The sequence below is a fragment of the Streptomyces sp. NPDC026515 genome (assembly GCF_055567595.1).
The window spans coordinates 57,134-71,740 of sequence record NZ_JBVHQD010000009.1; the positions used below are offsets into that span (position 1 = coordinate 57,134).

Consider the following 14,607-nt stretch of genomic DNA (forward strand, 5'->3'; position numbering starts at 1 on the left):
GGGCAGGACATGGCAGACAAAGCCAATCCGTCGCGACGCGCGCTCATCGGCTGGGGCGGTGCCGGGCTCGCGCTCGGCGCCGCGGTGGCCGGGGGCGCGGTGGCGATGGCCGAGGCCGGTGACGACATGTCCCCGGCCGCCGCGGACGCCGGGGGCGCGGTCGAGTTCCACGGCGCGCACCAGGCCGGGATCGCCACCGCCGTCCAGGACCGGCTGCACTTCGCCGCGTTCGACGTGAAGACCGAGGACCGGGACGAGTTCGTCCAGTTGCTGAAGGACTGGACGGCCGCGGCCCGGCGGCTGACCGCCGGGAAGGCAATCGGCGAGGGCGCCTACGGCGGGCTCGCCGAGGCGCCCCCGGACGACACCGGCGAGGCGCTCGGGCTGAAGCCGAACCGGCTGACGCTGACGATCGGTTTCGGACCTTCCTTCTTCGAGAGGTTCGGCCTGAAGGACAGCCGCCCGGCCGCCCTGGTCGACCTGCCGCAGTTCCCCGGCGACAACTTCGACTCCGCCCGCACCGGCGGCGACCTGTGCGTCCAGGCCTGCGCCGACGACCCCCAGGTCGCCGTGCACGCCATCCGCAACCTGGCCCGGATCGGCTTCGGCAAGGTCGCGATCCGCTGGTCCCAGCTCGGCTTCGGCAAGACGTCCTCGACCACGCCGGACGCCCAGACCCCGCGCAACCTCATGGGGTTCAAGGACGGCACCCGCAACATCGCGGGCACCGAGACCGACCGGCTGAAGAAGTTCGTGTGGGTGGGCGACGGTGACGGTCCGGCGTGGATGAGCGGCGGCTCGTACCTCGTCGCCCGGCGCATCCGGATGAACATCGAGACCTGGGACCGGACCTCGCTCCAGGAGCAGGAGGACGTCTTCGGCCGGGACAAGGGCGAGGGCGCCCCGGTCGGCAAGGCCAAGGAGCACGACGCGCCGTTCCTCAAGGCCATGAAGCCCGACGCCCACGTGCGGCTCGCGCACCCCGACTCCAACGACGGGATCACCATCCTGCGCCGGGGCTACTCGTTCACCGACGGCACCGACGGGCTCGGGCGGCTGGACGCGGGCCTGTTCTTCCTTGCCTACCAGCGTGACGTGCGCAACGGGTTCATCCCGTTGCAGCGCAGGCTGTCGGCGTCCGACGCGCTCAACGAGTACATCCAGCACGTGGGTTCGGCGGTCTTCGCGGTCCCGCCCGGCGTCCGGGACAAGGACGACTGGTGGGGCCGGACGCTGTTCTCCCGGTCCGCCGAGTCCGCCGAGTCCGCCAAGGGGGCGTGAGCCGTGTTCTCCAACTATCTGATCGGGCTGCGCGAGGGCCTCGAGGCCTCGCTCGTCGTCTGCATCCTCATCGCCTACCTGGTCAAGACCGGGCGCAGGGACGCCCTGCGGCCGATCTGGACCGGCATCGCGGTGGCGGTGCTGATCGCCATGGGCTTCGGCTGCGCCCTCGAATTCGGATCCCAGGAGCTGACGTTCCAGGCCCAGGAGGCGCTCGGCGGGTCCCTGTCCGTCGTCGCGGTCGGCCTGGTGACGTGGATGGTGTTCTGGATGCGGCGCACCGCCCGGCACCTCAAGAAGGAACTGCACGGCAAGCTGGACGCGGCCCTCGCCATGGGCACCGGCGCGCTGGTCGCCACCGCCTTCCTGGCCGTGGGCCGGGAGGGCCTGGAGACCGCCCTGTTCGTGTGGGCGTCCGTGCACGCGGCCAGCGACGGCACCCCGCGCCCCCTGGCCGGCGTCGCCCTGGGCCTCGCCACCGCCGTCCTGCTCGGCTGGCTGTTCTACCGCGGCGCCCTGCGGATCAACCTCGCCAAGTTCTTCACCTGGACCGGCGGCATGCTGGTCGTGGTCGCCGCCGGCGTGCTGGCGTACGGCTTCCACGACCTCCAGGAGGCCGACTGGATCCCGGGCCTGACCAACCAGGCCTTCGACATCAGCGGCACCATCCCGCCGGACAGCTGGTACGGCACCCTCCTCAAGGGCGTCTTCAACTTCCAGCCCGACCCGACCGTCCTCCAGGTCACGGTGTGGCTGCTGTACCTGGTCCCGACACTCGTCCTCTTCTTCGTCCCGGTAGGGTTCGGCTCCGGGAAGGGGAAGGTGAAGGCACCTGATGACGCACCTGACGACCAGGGATCGCGGCCCGCTGCGGCGCCGCAGGCTCCGCGGGCGTGATCGGAACGCGCTCCTGGCGGTCTCACTGGCCGCCGTGTCGCTGACGGCGAGCGGCTGCGTGGTGGTGCACGGGGAGCGCGAGATACTCCCCACCACCACCCGCGCCGAGGCCGCCAAGGCGCTGAAGCAGTTCACGGCCGCCTACAACAACGCCGACGCGGCCTACGACGGCTCCCTGGACGCCGACTTCACGACCGGTGCCCTCGCCGACATCGACTCCGCGCGTCTGAAGGCCGGGCACCTCAACAGCCCGAGCGGCAACTCCGGCCACTCGGCACTGGAGTTCGACGACGTCAGGTACACCATCCCGAAGAAGGCCGGCTGGCCGCGCTGGTTCCTCGCCGACGCGCACGGCAACAAGGGCGGCGACGACCGCTGGCTGCTGGTCTTCACCCGCGACAGCCTCTCCGAGCCGTTCCAGGTGGCGTATCTGACGCTGGTCGCGCCGGACGCCGTACCGAAGTTCACGACCGACAAGGACGGCTGGGCCGAGACCGTGCCGGCCGGCAGTCCCCGACTCGCCGTCCCTCCCGCGGACCTGGGCCAGGAGTACGCCACGTACCTGAAGAGCGGCGGCGCCGCCTTCGCGGACGGCGCGCACACCAGCGGCTGGCGCACGGACCGCAGTAAGTCCACCAAGCCGGGCCTGGCGACCCAGTACATCGACGAGCCGCTGACGGGCGGCGACTACGCGCCGCTCGCCCTGCGCACCTCCGACGGCGGCGCGATGGTGTTCTTCACCACCCGCTACTACGCCAAGGAGACCGCGGCCGCGGGCACGTCGGTGCCGGCGCAGAACCAGGACGTGAAGGCCCTCACCAAGGGTGAGATCAAGCAGTCGCTGACCATGCAGTTCGTCTCCAACCAGGTCGCCCTGGACCCGGCGGGCTCCGGGAAGGTCTCGGTCATCGGACGCATCCAGGGTCTGACGTCCGCCGAAGGCTCCTAGCCGAAGGGGCCTGACCGAAGGGGCCTGACCGAAGGGGCCTGACCGAAGGGGCCTAGCCGCTGGCCGGCCAGGCGGCGGCAGCGTGGTCGGACTCCTCGCCGACGTACCGGGCGCAGGCGTCGGTGAGGATCTCCAGGAGGCTCAGCGGGTCGGGCAGCGGATGCTCGGGGCCACGCACCCAGCGCACCTGCCGGCCGTCCTCACCGGGCAGCCGGGCGGGTGGTACGAGGACGTAGGACCCCCGGCAGTGCCAGCGCAGCCCCGGGTGCTCGTCCATGGTCTCGGGCCGGCAGTCCAGCTCGCACGGCCACCACTCGTCCTCGTCCTCGGGGGTGCCGCGGGTGAGGGTGAAGAACAGCATGCGGCCGTCGTCGCTCTCGGCGACCGGACCCGCCTCGACGCCGTTGGCGAGCAGCCGCTCCAGCGCCTGCCGGCCGGCCTCCAGGGGGACGTCCAGGACGTCGTGGGTCATCCCGGTCGCGGTGATGAAGTTGGCCTGCGGCTGGTGCCGTGCCCAGCGCTCGATCTGCGCGCGGTCGGTGGTGGACTGCGTCTGCCACGCGAACGACACCGGGTGCCGGGCCGGGGTGGGACATCCGACGCGGTCGCAGGAGCAGCCGTAGCCGGGGGCGGGATGCGCGGCGGGGGCCAGGGGCAGGCCCGCCTCGGCGGCGGCGAGCAGCAGGGCCGCGCGGCCGTCGTCGTCGGTGGCGGCGGTCTCCTTGGGCCGTCGTCCGAGCAGCCACTGGGAGAGTTTGCCCTGGCGGCCGTTACGGCCGCCGAACGTCCCGCTCATGAATCGCCTCGCCTCGCTGTGATCCGGCCAGCATGCCTTATCGTCCCATCTGGGCGTGAAGGGGGGTACGCGAGCGATAAGGAATTGCGGGAGCTACACCCTCGAACCAGGCGAACCGGGCGGCGGCCACTCGTCGCCCCAGTCCGCGTCCCGCGCCGCCTTGTACAGGTCGCCATGGCGTTTGGTGACCGTCGTCCGGCGCAGTCGCTCGTCCTTCTCGCACAGGTCGAGGAGGACCTGGCCCTTGCGGATCTGCGGGCGCCGGACCACCCGGGCCGGCGCCGGGGCGGCCGGGAGGCGGGTGGCCGCCACATAGCTGAACTTCTCGTCCTCGTACGCCAGCGACCCGCCCTTGACCTGGCGGTGCAGCGAGGAGCGGCTGACCCGGGCCGAGAAGTGGCACCAGTCGGTGCCGGGGACGATCGGGCAGGCGGCGCTGTGCGGGCAGGGCGCGGCGACCCGGAACCCCGCGGCCACCAGGCGGTCGCGGGCCTCGATGACCCGGGCGTAGCCCGCCGGGGTGCCGGCCTCGACGATGACGACGGCCCGCGCGGCGGTCGCGGCGGCGTCGACGAGCGCGGTACGAGCGGCCTCGTCGAGTTCGTTGAGGACGTACGACACCGTGACCAGATCGGTGCTCTCTATGGTGAGCGCCGCTCCGATCCGGGAGCGCTGCCACACCGCCTCCCGCAGTTCCGGGTTGGCCGCGGCGATCTCCCGGCCGAGGGCCAGCGCGGGCTCGGCCCAGTCGAGGACCGTCACCGGCCGTACGCCGGCCCAGGTGTCGGTCACCGCCCAGGTCGCCGCGCCCGTCCCGCCCCCGACGTCGACATGGCTCCCCGGTGCCCAGCCCTGCGGCGCCGCGTCGGCGAACGCCGCCAGCGCCGCCCGTACCGCCTCGAAGGTGGCCGGCATCCGGTAGGCCGCGTAGGCCACCACGTCGGCCCGGTCCCGCAGGATCGGCGTGTCGGTCGGGGTGGCCCCCCGGTAGTTGGCGATCAGCCGCTCGACGGCTCCGGCGGCCTGCTTCGGGGGCAGGCCGTCGAGGAGTTCGGCGAGCGTGGCACGGAGCCGGTCGGCCGGGGATGCGGGGTGGTTCACCCGGCGATTGTAGGGGCGGCCGGACCCCGCGGTCGCGGGGCCGGCCGGCCCGCGCCCCCGCGCCCCGGCCGGGTCCGCCCTCATACCCCCGGGCTGAGGAACACCGCCCTCGCCAGCCGGGTCGCCGCCGCCGCACGCGGGGCGCTGCCGCCCGGGCGGCGACGGGGGTGCACCGTGTTGGCCAGCAGGACCAGGAACGTGTCCGTCGCCCGGTCCAGCACCAGGCTCGTCCCCGTGAACCCGGTGTGCCCGGCCGCGCCCCGGCCGGCGAGTTCGCCCATGAACCACCGCTGGTCCACCAGGAACCCCAGACCGGGCGGGTCCAGGAGCAGGTCCACGAAGTCGGGGCCGAGGACGCGCGCCGGACCGTACGCACCGCCGGCCAGCAGCGCCCGGCAGAAGACGGCCAGGTCCCGGGCCGTGGAGAACAGGCCCGCGTGCCCGGCCACCCCGCCCAGCGCCCAGGCGTTCTCGTCGTGGACCACGCCCCGCAGCATCCCCCGGTCCGCCTTGGCCCACGGCCGCCGCTGGTCCTCGGTGGCCACCGCCCCGGGGCAGGGGCCGAAGTCGGTGGCGGTCATCCCGAGCGGGCGGGTGATGCCCTCGCGGACCAGGACGTCGAGGGTGCGTCCGGTGATCCGCTCCAGGACGCACTGCAGGAGGAGCATGTTGAGGTCCGAGTAGCGGTAGGCGCCGGGCGCGCTGCTCGGGGCCTCGGCCCGCAGCAGGTCGAGGCGGGCCGCGTCGTCGGGACAGTCGTAGAGGGGGAGTTCGGGGCGCAGGCCTGAGGTGTGGGTGAGGAGCTGGCGGACGGTGATGCCGTGGAGGGCGGCCGCCCCGAAGTCGGGGAGGTAGGCGCCGACCCGGGCGTCGATGCCGAGGGTGCCGCGTTCGAGCTGCTGCACTGCGGCGACCGCGGTGAAGAGTTTGGTGAGGGAGGCCAGGTCGAAGGGGGTGTCGACGGTCATCGGGACCCGGGCGGCGCGCGGCAGTTCGACACCGGCGTCCGACTCGGGGTCGTACGCGGACCAGCGCACCGCCCAGCCGGCCGCCTGCTGGACGGCGATCACGGGACCGCGTCCGGCGACCACCACGGCCCCGGCCGCCCAAGGCCGCTCACCCTCGGTGAGGGCATGCACTTCGCGCGCGAGGTGCCTGAGTTCCGCGGGGTCGAGCCCGGCCCGTTCGGGTGTCTCGACGCGCAGTCTCGGTACGCTCAGCTCCCTGCTCCCTCCATCCCCGCACGTGTGTTCCCACGTGATGTCCAGGGACGGCACATTCCCATGAAGCAGGCCAGCGCCACCAGTGTCCCGGCCAGTTGGACGATCGCCATGGGCACGGCGGTTCTCTCCCCGGCGATCCCCACCAGCGGCGAGGCGACCGCGCCGACCAGGAACGAGGAGGTCCCGAGCAGCGCGGACGCGGTTCCGGCGGTGTGCCGGGTGCGCAGCAGGGCGAGGGACTGGGCGTTGGGAAGGGTGAAGCCCATCGCGGACATCAGCACGAACAGGGCCGTGGCGACGGGGGCGAGACCGACCGGGCCGAAGACCCCGGTCGCGATGAGGAGCAGGGCGGTCGCGGCGAGCACGGTCACGGCCAGTCCCGCGCCGAGCACCTTGTCCAGGCTGACCCGGCCGACCAGCACCTTGCCGTTGATCTGCCCGGCGATGACCAGCCCGACCGAGTTGAGCCCGAAGAGCAGGCTGAAGGTCTGCGGGGAGGCGCCGTAGATCTCCTGGACGACGAAGGGCGAGGCCGATATGTAGGCGAACAGCGCGGCGAAGGCGAAGCCGCCCGCGAGCAGGTAGCCGGTGAAGGGGAGGTCGGCGAGCAGGGTGCGCATGGCGCGGACGGCGGCGGCCGCTCCCCCGGCGTGCCGGCCGGCCGCCGGCAGGGTCTCCGGGAACTTCGTCCACACCACCGCGGCGAGGACCGCGCCGACGGCCGTGAGGACGACGAACACGCCCCGCCAGTCCGTCACCCGCAGGATCTGGCCGCCGATCAGCGGGGCGACGATGGGGGCGGCCCCGGAGACCAGCATCAGGGTGGAGAAGAAGCGGGCCATCGCGACACCGTCGTAGAGGTCGCGTACGACGGCCCGGGCGATGACGATGCCGGCGGCGCCGGCGAGGCCCTGGGCGAGGCGGAAGGCGACCAGCGTCCCGACGTTCGGCGCCAGCGCGCACAGGGCGGTGGCGGCGACGTAGACGGCGAGGCCGGCCAGCAGCGGGCGGCGGCGGCCCCAGCGGTCGCTCATCGGGCCGACGACCAGCTGGCCGAGGGCCATGCCGGCGAGGCAGGCGGTGAGGGTGAGCTGGACGGTCGCGGCGGGGGCGTGCAGCGAGCGGGTGACCTCGGGCAGGGACGGGAGGTACATGTCCATGGCCAGCGGGGGTGTCGCGGTGAGCGCGCCGAGGACCAGCACCAGCAGCAGGCCGGCCCGGCGGGCGGTGGGGGTGGCCGTGGGGGGCGCGGCGGTGTCCTGGGCGTCCGGCGTCGGCGGTGCCGGCCGCTCCGGCATCTGGCGCATGTGTCCCCCCGCTCCTTCGGTTCCCGGCGGTCTCGGTCCGCGGATCCGCTCTTGATGAACCCCGATGTCCGCCGCCTATGCTCTCAGCTCGTACGTACTGCCGGGAAACACATGAGCGAGGGTGGGGCTGCCGGGATGGCTGAGCAGAAGGTGCGCTGGGGGATCCTGGCGACCGGCGGGATCGCGGCGGCGTTCGCGGCGGACCTGGTGGATCTGCCGGACGCGGAGATCACGGCGGTCGCCTCGCGGACGGCGAAGTCCGCGGAGGCGTTCGCGGAGCGGTTCGGGATCGGCCGGGCGTACGGCGACTGGGAGTCGCTGGCCCGGGACGAGGACATCGATGTCGTGTACGTCGCCACCCCGCACTCGGCGCACCGGGCGGCGGCCGGGCTGTGCCTGGAGGCCGGGCGGAACGTGCTGTGCGAGAAGGCGTTCACGATCGACGTCCGCGAGGCCGCGGAACTGGTGGCGCTGGCCAAGGAGCACGACCGCTTCCTGATGGAGGCGATGTGGATGTACTGCAATCCGCTGGTGCGGCGGCTGAAGACGCTGGTCGCGGACGGGGCGATCGGCGAGATACGGACCGTGCAGGCGGACTTCGGCCTGGAGGGGCCGTTCCCGCCGGCGCACCGGCTGCGGGACCCGGCGCAGGGCGGGGGCGCGCTGCTCGATCTGGGGGTGTACCCGGTGTCGTTCGCGCAACTGCTGCTGGGCGAGCCGGACGGGCTGTCGGCGCGAGCGATGCTCTCGGCGGAGGGCGTCGATCTCCAGACGGGTGCGCTGCTCTCCTGGGAGAGCGGTGCTCTCGCGATGGTGCACTGCTCCATCGTCGGCGGCACCGGCACCACCGCGTCGGTCACCGGCTCCCGGGGCCGGATCGACGTCCCGGACGGCTTCTTCAACCCCGAACGCTTCGTCCTGCACCGCGACGGCCGCGATCCCGAGGAGTTCGTCCTGGACCCGGCCGACGGCCCGCGGAACACGTTCCGCCACGAGGCCCGGGAGGTGATGCGCGCCCTGCGGGCCGGCGAGAAGGAGTCCCCGCTCGTCCCCCTCGACGGCACCCTCGCCGTCATGCGCACCCTGGACACCCTCCGCGACCAGATCGGCGTCGACTACGAACGCCCCTGAAAGGGGCGCGGGGCGTGTCCGATGTGCGGCTCCGCCGCGCGGGCGCGACAAGCCACGACGGCGCCGCGGCCGACCGACGACCGATCACGGCCCTCCCCGGCGGAGCGCCTACGCTGCCACCCCATGGATGCCAAGCAATCGAAGATCGCCGTGGTCACCGGCGCCGGTTCCGGTATCGGACGGGCCGTGGCCGTGGAGCTGCTACGGGCCGGCTGGTCGGTGACACTGGCCGGCCGCCGGCCCCGGACCCTGGAGGAGACGGCGGCGCTCGCGCCCGAGGGCGCCTCGCTCGTCGTACGCACGGACGTGGCGCGGCCGGAGGACGTGACCGCCCTGTTCGCGGCGGCCGTGACCCGGTTCGGGCGGGTGGACCTGCTGTTCAACAACGCGGGGACGTTCGGGCCCGGCGGGGTGCCCGTGGAGGAACTCGCCTACGACGCGTGGCGGCACGTCGTGGACACCAACCTCAACGGGGCGTTCCTGTGCGCGCAGGCGGCGTTCCGGCAGATGAAGGAGCAGGAGCCGCAGGGCGGGCGGATCATCAACAACGGGTCCGTCTCGGCGCACACGCCCCGCCCGCGCTCCGTCGCGTACACGGCGACCAAGCACGCCCTCACGGGGCTGACCAAGTCCCTGTCCCTGGACGGACGGCCGTACGGCATCGCGGTCGGGCAGATCGACATCGGCAACGCGGCCACCGACATGACGGCCGCGATGCGGGCCGGCGTCCTCCAGGCGAGCGGGGAGATCGCCCCGGAGCCGGTGATGGACGTGGCCGATGTGGCGCGCACCGTACGGCACATGGCCGAGCTGCCGCTGGCGGCGAACGTGCAGTTCGCGACGGTGCTGGCGACGGCGATGCCGTACGTGGGCCGGGGCTGAACCTCCGTTCAGCCCCGGTCTTCTCAACCTGCACAAGCGGAATTCCGACGTCCGCGGTATTGCGGCCGGTAACGCGCCTATGCTCAACTTTCCTCCACCAGAACTTCACAGTTGAAGCTCTGGTGTTCCGCCGAACCACATCGAGGGGGGAGGCGGCAGCCGTCCCACCGGACCGGGTGGGGGTGGACCCGTGCGGGACCGCGGGTACGCACCGGTGGGCGGGACGGCTGCCGCGTGCGGTCAACTCCCCTGCGCGTCGCCCGGACCGGCCCCCTGTGCCGCGGCCTTCGCCGTCCGCCGCCTGCGCAGACCCCAGGCGCCGGCGCCCGCGAGTGCCAGCACGCCCGCCGCGCCGCCCACGGACAGCCACGGCGAGGCACCGGAGGACCCGCTGCCGGCCGCCCGCGTCCCGGGTGCTCCCGCGCCCACCGCGCCCTTCGACGGCGACGGACTCGCGCCCGCACCGCCCTCGCTCAGCGGGTCGACCAGCATGCCCACCGCCTGCGCCGAACTCCCCTTCCCGAAGCCCCAGTCGAGCAGGGCGGCGGTCTCCTCGTACACGGCGTTGCTGCCGCTGTCGGGGTGCATCACGGTGACCAGCAGGGTGCGGCCGCCCCGGGTGGCACCGCCGGTGAAGGTGTTGCCGGCGTGACTGGTGTAACCGTTCTTGACGCCGAACAGGCCCTTGTAGACGCCCAGTCCCCAGGAACCGGTGAGCAGACGGTCGGTGTTCTGGATCTGGAAGGTCTTCTTGCCCCCGGCCGGGAAGTCGGCGGTCCTGGTGCCGCAGTAGCCCCGGAAGTCGTCGTCCCTCAGCCCGTGCCGGGCGAACAGGGTCAGGTCGTAGGCGGAGGACAGCTGGCCGGGGTGGTCGAAACCGTCCGGGCTGACCACATGGGTGTCCATCGCCTGCAGGTCGGCCGCCCTGGCCTGCATCTCGGCGACGGTCTTCGCGACGCCGCCGTTCATGTGGGCGAGGACGTGCACGGCGTCGTTGCCGGAGCGCAGGAAGACGCCCTGCCACAGCTGCTCGACGGTGTAGGTGATACCGGGCTTGATGCCGACCAGGCTGGAGCCGGCCGGGACGTCGGAGATGTCACTGTCCTTGACCCGGTAGCGCTCGGTCCGCTCGAACTTCTTCAGCACGGTGTCCGCGAACAGCATCTTCAGGGTGGACGCGGGCGCCAGGCGCCGGTGCGCGTCGTAGGAGGCCAGCACCTCCCCGCTCGCGCAGTCGGCGAGCAGCCAGGCATGGGCGGTGATCTTCTTGGGGAGACCGGTGGCCCCCCGCACCTGGACGCCGCCGCGGGCGAGGCGTTCGCCCCCTATGACGGTGGCGGCCGAGGCAGGGGCCGCCGTGGAGAGGGGAAGAGCGGCGGCCGTGAGTCCGAGGACGGCACGCCTGGTCAGCCGAGAGGAATCGCGCACCCGGGGACGGTACACCGAATCGAACATCCGATTCCCGGGTGGTCCCCTCCGGCACGCGAGGAATTTGCTGTCTTATGAAAGTTTGATGAGACTACGGGCTTTCTCAGCTCTGACACATCTTTTGCCCAGTGTGACTCAAAGGTTTCTCCCTAGCTTGAGGCAGCGCCCACAGCGGGCGCCAAGAACCTTCGAGGAACGGGATGTTTGGCATCTATCTCAAGCGCGAACTGGGCCGCAGAAAGAAGGCGGCCCTGGTCATCGCACTGGGTCTGGCGCTCGGAATCGCCCTGGTCATCACGGTCAACTCGGTGTCGGCCGGCATGACCCAGGCACAGGACAAGGTCCTCGAGTCGCTGTACGGCCTCGGTACCGACATGACGGTCACCAAGGCCCGTACGGCACCCACCTCGGGCAGCTCCGGCGGCCCCGACTTCACGTTCGACGCCAAGTCCAGCGGCAGTTCCACGCAGAGCTCGGACCGGGTGATGACGCAGGGAGGTCAGGCCCTGAAGTCGGCCCTGGTCACCAAGGTCGCCGCGCAGAAGGGCGTGGAGAGCGCGGTCGGGGCGCTCTCCCTGAACGTCACCAGGGTCGACGGCTCCTTCACCCAGGGCAAGGCGCAGAGCTCCAGCGGCAGCGGCAACAGCGGCGGCCAGGGCCGGCCGGGCGGCGGCACCTCCACCGGCCAGCCCCAGGTCCAGGGCGGCGGCGCCGACTTCAACGTCAACAGCTACTCCGTCGTCGGCGTCGACGTGGCCCACCAGGGCCTCGGCCCGCTCTCCCCGATGAAGATCACCTCGGGCAGGACCTTCACCTCGGCGCAGACCGGCGCCAAGGCCGCGGTGGTCAGCAAGTCGTACGCCAAGGAGAAGAAGTACAAGGTCGGCTCGACCTTCAAGATCTCCGGCACCAGGTTCACCGTCATCGGCATCGCGACCCCGGACAGCAGCGAGTCCGACACCGACGTGTTCGTGCCGCTGAAGGCCGCGCAGACCCTCGGCGACGCGAAGAACCAGGTCACCACGATCTACGTCAAGGCGACCGGCTCCCAGCGGATCACCGCCGTGAAGAAGGAGATCACGGCCGACATCTCCGGTACGACGGTCACCACCTCCGCGGACCTGGCGTCCACCGTCTCCGGTTCCCTCTCCACCGCCTCCAGCCTGGCGACCAGCGTCGGCAAGTGGCTGTCCGTCGCCGTCCTGGTGGCCGCCTTCCTGGTGGCGGCACTGCTGACCTCCTCCGCGGTCTCCCGCCGGGTGCGTGAGTTCGGCACCCTGAAGGCGCTGGGCTGGCCCTCCGGGAACGTCACCCGGCAGGTGGTCGGCGAGTCCATGGTCAACGGCCTGATCGGGGGCGCCCTCGGTATCGCCCTCGGCGTCGGCGCGGCCTACGCGGTGACCGCGATCAGCCCCGAGCTGACCGCCCGGCTGGGCGGCACGGGCGGCGCTGGCGGCATGGGCGGCCCCGGCCGGCAGGCCGCCCAGAACACCACGGAGATCGCGCTGAGCGCGCCGGTCTCCCTCACCACCATCGCGCTCGCGGTCGGCCTCGCGGTCGCCGGCGGTCTGATCGCCGGCGCGATGGGCGGCTGGCGCGCCTCCCGGATGCGCCCGGCCGACGCCCTGCGCAGCGTCTCGTAACACCGCCAGCCCCCCTTGGACCGGGGCGCCGCTTCCGATCCCCCCGGGACGCGGCGCCCCGCCCCGCTCACCACCCAGTGGAGAACCCATGTACAGACTCACCGCAGTCACCAAGCGCTACACCCGGGGCAAGGAGACGGTCGAGGCGCTGCGCGGCATCGACCTGACCATCGAGGACGGCGACCAGCTCGTCATCCAGGGCCCGACCGGCGGCGGCAAGTCGACGCTGCTCCAGATGATCGGCGGCCTGGACCGGCCGACCGAGGGCGGTGTCGAGCTGGACGGCGTCGACCTCGCGCGGATCAGCGAGGCGAAGCTGACCCGGCTGCGGGCCGAGAAGATCGGCATCATCTTCCAGTCGTTCAACCTGATCCCGACGCTGACCGCGCGGGAGAACGTCGAGACGGCCCTGGTGCCGCTCGGCGTGAAGCCGGCCGAGCGGCGCGAGCGGGCGGCTCAGGCGCTGCGCTCGGTGGGCCTGGGCGAGCGCCTCACCCACGCCCCCGCGGAGCTCTCCGGCGGCCAGCAGCAGCGGGTCGCCATCGCCCGTGCGCTGGTGAAGAGGCCGAAGGTGCTGCTCGCCGACGAGCCCACCGGCAACCTCGACGAGGGCACCCGGGACGACATCGTGGGCCTGCTGGAGGGCCTGTGGCACGAGTACCGGCTGACCTTCGTCATGGTCACCCACGACTCCTCCATCGCCCGCCGCGCCCCGCGCCTGGCCACCATCAGGGCCGGCCGGATCACCCTCACCGAACAGGGCCCCGGACCGAGCCACGGGCAGAGTCACGGACAGGGGCACGGACAGCAGTACGCCCAGCAGGCCGCCGACCACGGCCGGCAGCCCGAGGGGTACGGCCGGCAGCCGTACGCGCAGCGGCAGTACGGCGGCGGACCGGGCCACTGACGGGGTCGCCACCGCGTCCGCGGCGGCCGTTCAGCGTCCGAGCAACAGGTCGATCTCGGCCAGTTGTCCGGCGGTGAGCGGCCCCTTCGCCATCGCTCCGGCGTTGTCCTCGGCCTGTGCGACGGACCGGAAGCCCGGGATGGGGACCGTACGCGGGCTGCGCGCCCAGATCCAGCCGAGGGCGCCCTGCGCGAGGGTCCGGCCGCCGCTGGTCAGGACGGCCCGCAGCGCGTCGATCCGCGCGACCCACTCGGGATCGGCCCCGGTCCCGTCCCCGAACCCGGGCAGCCAGGCCGGCGGCCTGCTCCGGATGTCCCCCGCACCGGCCGCCGCCCGCCGCCCGCCGAGCAACCCCATCGCGAGCGGGCTGCGGTTGACGGCGGCGAGGTCCAGGTCGGCCGCTGTTCGCAGGAGTTCGGGCGCGTCCTGGAGCACGTTGAGGGTGTGCTGCACGGCCGCGCAGTTCGGGCCCTCGGCGAAGACGGCCGCGCGGGCCGGGTCGTCGGTGCTCCAGCCGTACGCCCTGATCAGTCCCTCCGTCACCAACTCCTCGCAGACGTCGCGCAGTTCGGCGGCACGAGCCGGGTCGGCGTCGGAGAGGTGCAGCTGGTAGAGGTCGACGTGGTCGGTGCCGAGACGGCGCAGGGAGGCGGTGAGGGCACGGCGGACATGGGCCGGGGAGTCGTCGCTGCCGGTGAGCGTGCGGCTGTGCTCGTCGAAGACGTTGCCCCACTTGGTGGCGACGACGGCCTCGTCCCGCCGCTTGCCGAGGGCGCGGCCGAGGACACGCTCGCTGTGCCCGGCGCCGTAGGTGTCGGCGGTGTCGAAGAAGGTGACGCCGAGGTCGAGGGCGCGGTGCACGGCCCGTACGGACTCCTCGTCGTCGACCTTCCCCCAGCCGAGCGGCTGCCCGCCCGCGTCCTGCCACTCGCCGCCGATGGCCCAGCAGCCGAAGCCGAGCGCGCTGACCTCGATGCCGGAACGTCCCAGGGTCCTGGTGGTGCGGTAGCTGTCCATGCCCGGGACGGTAGGAGTTGAAGTGCACACGAGGACAAGGGGGGT

At 72.7% G+C, this 14,607-nt stretch carries 12 protein-coding genes and 1 pseudogene; 7 read left to right on the plus strand and 6 right to left on the minus strand.

Annotated elements, in window-relative coordinates; all coding sequences use genetic code 11:
- Nucleotides 1–9: 9 nt before the first annotated feature.
- From efeB to ACZ4O3_RS20100, 3 genes are read left to right on the plus strand one after another with little or no spacing between them, the layout of a single operon-like run.
- Entirely contained in the window at nucleotides 10–1,281 is a 1,272-nt protein-coding gene (efeB, locus tag ACZ4O3_RS20090; protein WP_362726024.1) for an iron uptake transporter deferrochelatase/peroxidase subunit, read from the plus strand.
- A 3-nt stretch (nucleotides 1,282–1,284) separates the two neighbouring features.
- A complete protein-coding gene (gene efeU, locus ACZ4O3_RS20095; RefSeq protein ID WP_362726021.1) occupies nucleotides 1,285–2,178 on the plus strand; it encodes an iron uptake transporter permease EfeU in 894 nt (297 codons plus the stop codon).
- Nucleotides 2,117–3,127, plus strand: coding sequence for an SCO2278 family lipoprotein (locus ACZ4O3_RS20100; RefSeq protein ID WP_362726018.1), 1,011 nt, complete (start codon nucleotides 2,117–2,119; stop codon nucleotides 3,125–3,127). Before efeU ends, ACZ4O3_RS20100 begins: the two co-directional genes overlap by 62 nt.
- Before the next feature lie 52 nt (nucleotides 3,128–3,179).
- Here ACZ4O3_RS20100 and ACZ4O3_RS20105 read toward each other — a convergent pair whose 3' ends face one another.
- The 4 genes from ACZ4O3_RS20105 to ACZ4O3_RS20120 all read right to left on the minus strand — a co-directional run bounded on the left by ACZ4O3_RS20105 (nucleotide 3,180) and on the right by ACZ4O3_RS20120 (nucleotide 7,545).
- Nucleotides 3,180–3,923: a bifunctional DNA primase/polymerase gene (locus tag ACZ4O3_RS20105; RefSeq protein WP_362726015.1), complete on the minus strand. Its 744-nt coding sequence runs from the start codon at nucleotides 3,921–3,923 to the stop codon at nucleotides 3,180–3,182.
- Between the two features lie 93 nt (nucleotides 3,924–4,016).
- Complete coding sequence (locus ACZ4O3_RS20110; RefSeq protein WP_467723325.1) at nucleotides 4,017–5,024, minus strand: small ribosomal subunit Rsm22 family protein; 1,008 nt, start codon at nucleotides 5,022–5,024, stop codon at nucleotides 4,017–4,019.
- An 80-nt stretch (nucleotides 5,025–5,104) separates the two neighbouring features.
- Complete coding sequence (locus tag ACZ4O3_RS20115; RefSeq protein WP_362727323.1) at nucleotides 5,105–6,301, minus strand: serine hydrolase domain-containing protein; 1,197 nt, start codon at nucleotides 6,299–6,301, stop codon at nucleotides 5,105–5,107.
- A complete protein-coding gene (locus tag ACZ4O3_RS20120) occupies nucleotides 6,241–7,545 on the minus strand; it encodes a multidrug effflux MFS transporter (RefSeq protein WP_467723652.1) in 1,305 nt (434 codons plus the stop codon). The genes ACZ4O3_RS20115 and ACZ4O3_RS20120 overlap by 61 nt, the downstream gene beginning before the upstream one ends.
- A 144-nt stretch (nucleotides 7,546–7,689) precedes the next feature.
- Here ACZ4O3_RS20120 and ACZ4O3_RS20125 point away from each other — a divergent pair, with 144 nt between their 5' ends.
- Both ACZ4O3_RS20125 and ACZ4O3_RS20130 read left to right on the plus strand, forming a co-directional pair.
- A complete protein-coding gene (locus ACZ4O3_RS20125; protein ID WP_384987479.1) occupies nucleotides 7,690–8,685 on the plus strand; it encodes a Gfo/Idh/MocA family protein in 996 nt (331 codons plus the stop codon).
- Nucleotides 8,686–8,808: 123 nt separating this feature from the next.
- Nucleotides 8,809–9,567, plus strand: coding sequence for an SDR family oxidoreductase (locus ACZ4O3_RS20130; protein WP_467723327.1), 759 nt, complete (start codon nucleotides 8,809–8,811; stop codon nucleotides 9,565–9,567).
- Nucleotides 9,568–9,807: 240 nt separating this feature from the next.
- Here the strand turns inward: ACZ4O3_RS20130 and ACZ4O3_RS20135 are convergent, their stop codons facing one another.
- Nucleotides 9,808–11,022 carry a D-alanyl-D-alanine carboxypeptidase family protein gene (locus tag ACZ4O3_RS20135; protein ID WP_467723329.1) on the minus strand — a complete coding sequence of 405 codons (1,215 nt, stop codon included), beginning with the start codon at nucleotides 11,020–11,022 and terminating at the stop codon, nucleotides 9,808–9,810.
- A gap of 173 nt (nucleotides 11,023–11,195) precedes the next feature.
- On the opposite strand from ACZ4O3_RS20135, the gene ACZ4O3_RS20140 reads away from it, so the two are divergent.
- Both ACZ4O3_RS20140 and ACZ4O3_RS20145 read left to right on the plus strand, forming a co-directional pair.
- Nucleotides 11,196–12,638, plus strand: coding sequence for an ABC transporter permease (locus tag ACZ4O3_RS20140; protein ID WP_467723331.1), 1,443 nt, complete (start codon nucleotides 11,196–11,198; stop codon nucleotides 12,636–12,638).
- Nucleotides 12,639–12,726: 88 nt separating this feature from the next.
- Nucleotides 12,727–13,404, plus strand: a pseudogene (locus ACZ4O3_RS20145) (ABC transporter ATP-binding protein); the annotation flags it as partial.
- Between the two features lie 171 nt (nucleotides 13,405–13,575).
- Here the strand turns inward: ACZ4O3_RS20145 and ACZ4O3_RS20150 are convergent.
- Nucleotides 13,576–14,562: an aldo/keto reductase gene (locus ACZ4O3_RS20150; protein WP_362717399.1), complete on the minus strand. Its 987-nt coding sequence runs from the start codon at nucleotides 14,560–14,562 to the stop codon at nucleotides 13,576–13,578.
- Nucleotides 14,563–14,607 lie beyond the last annotated feature (45 nt).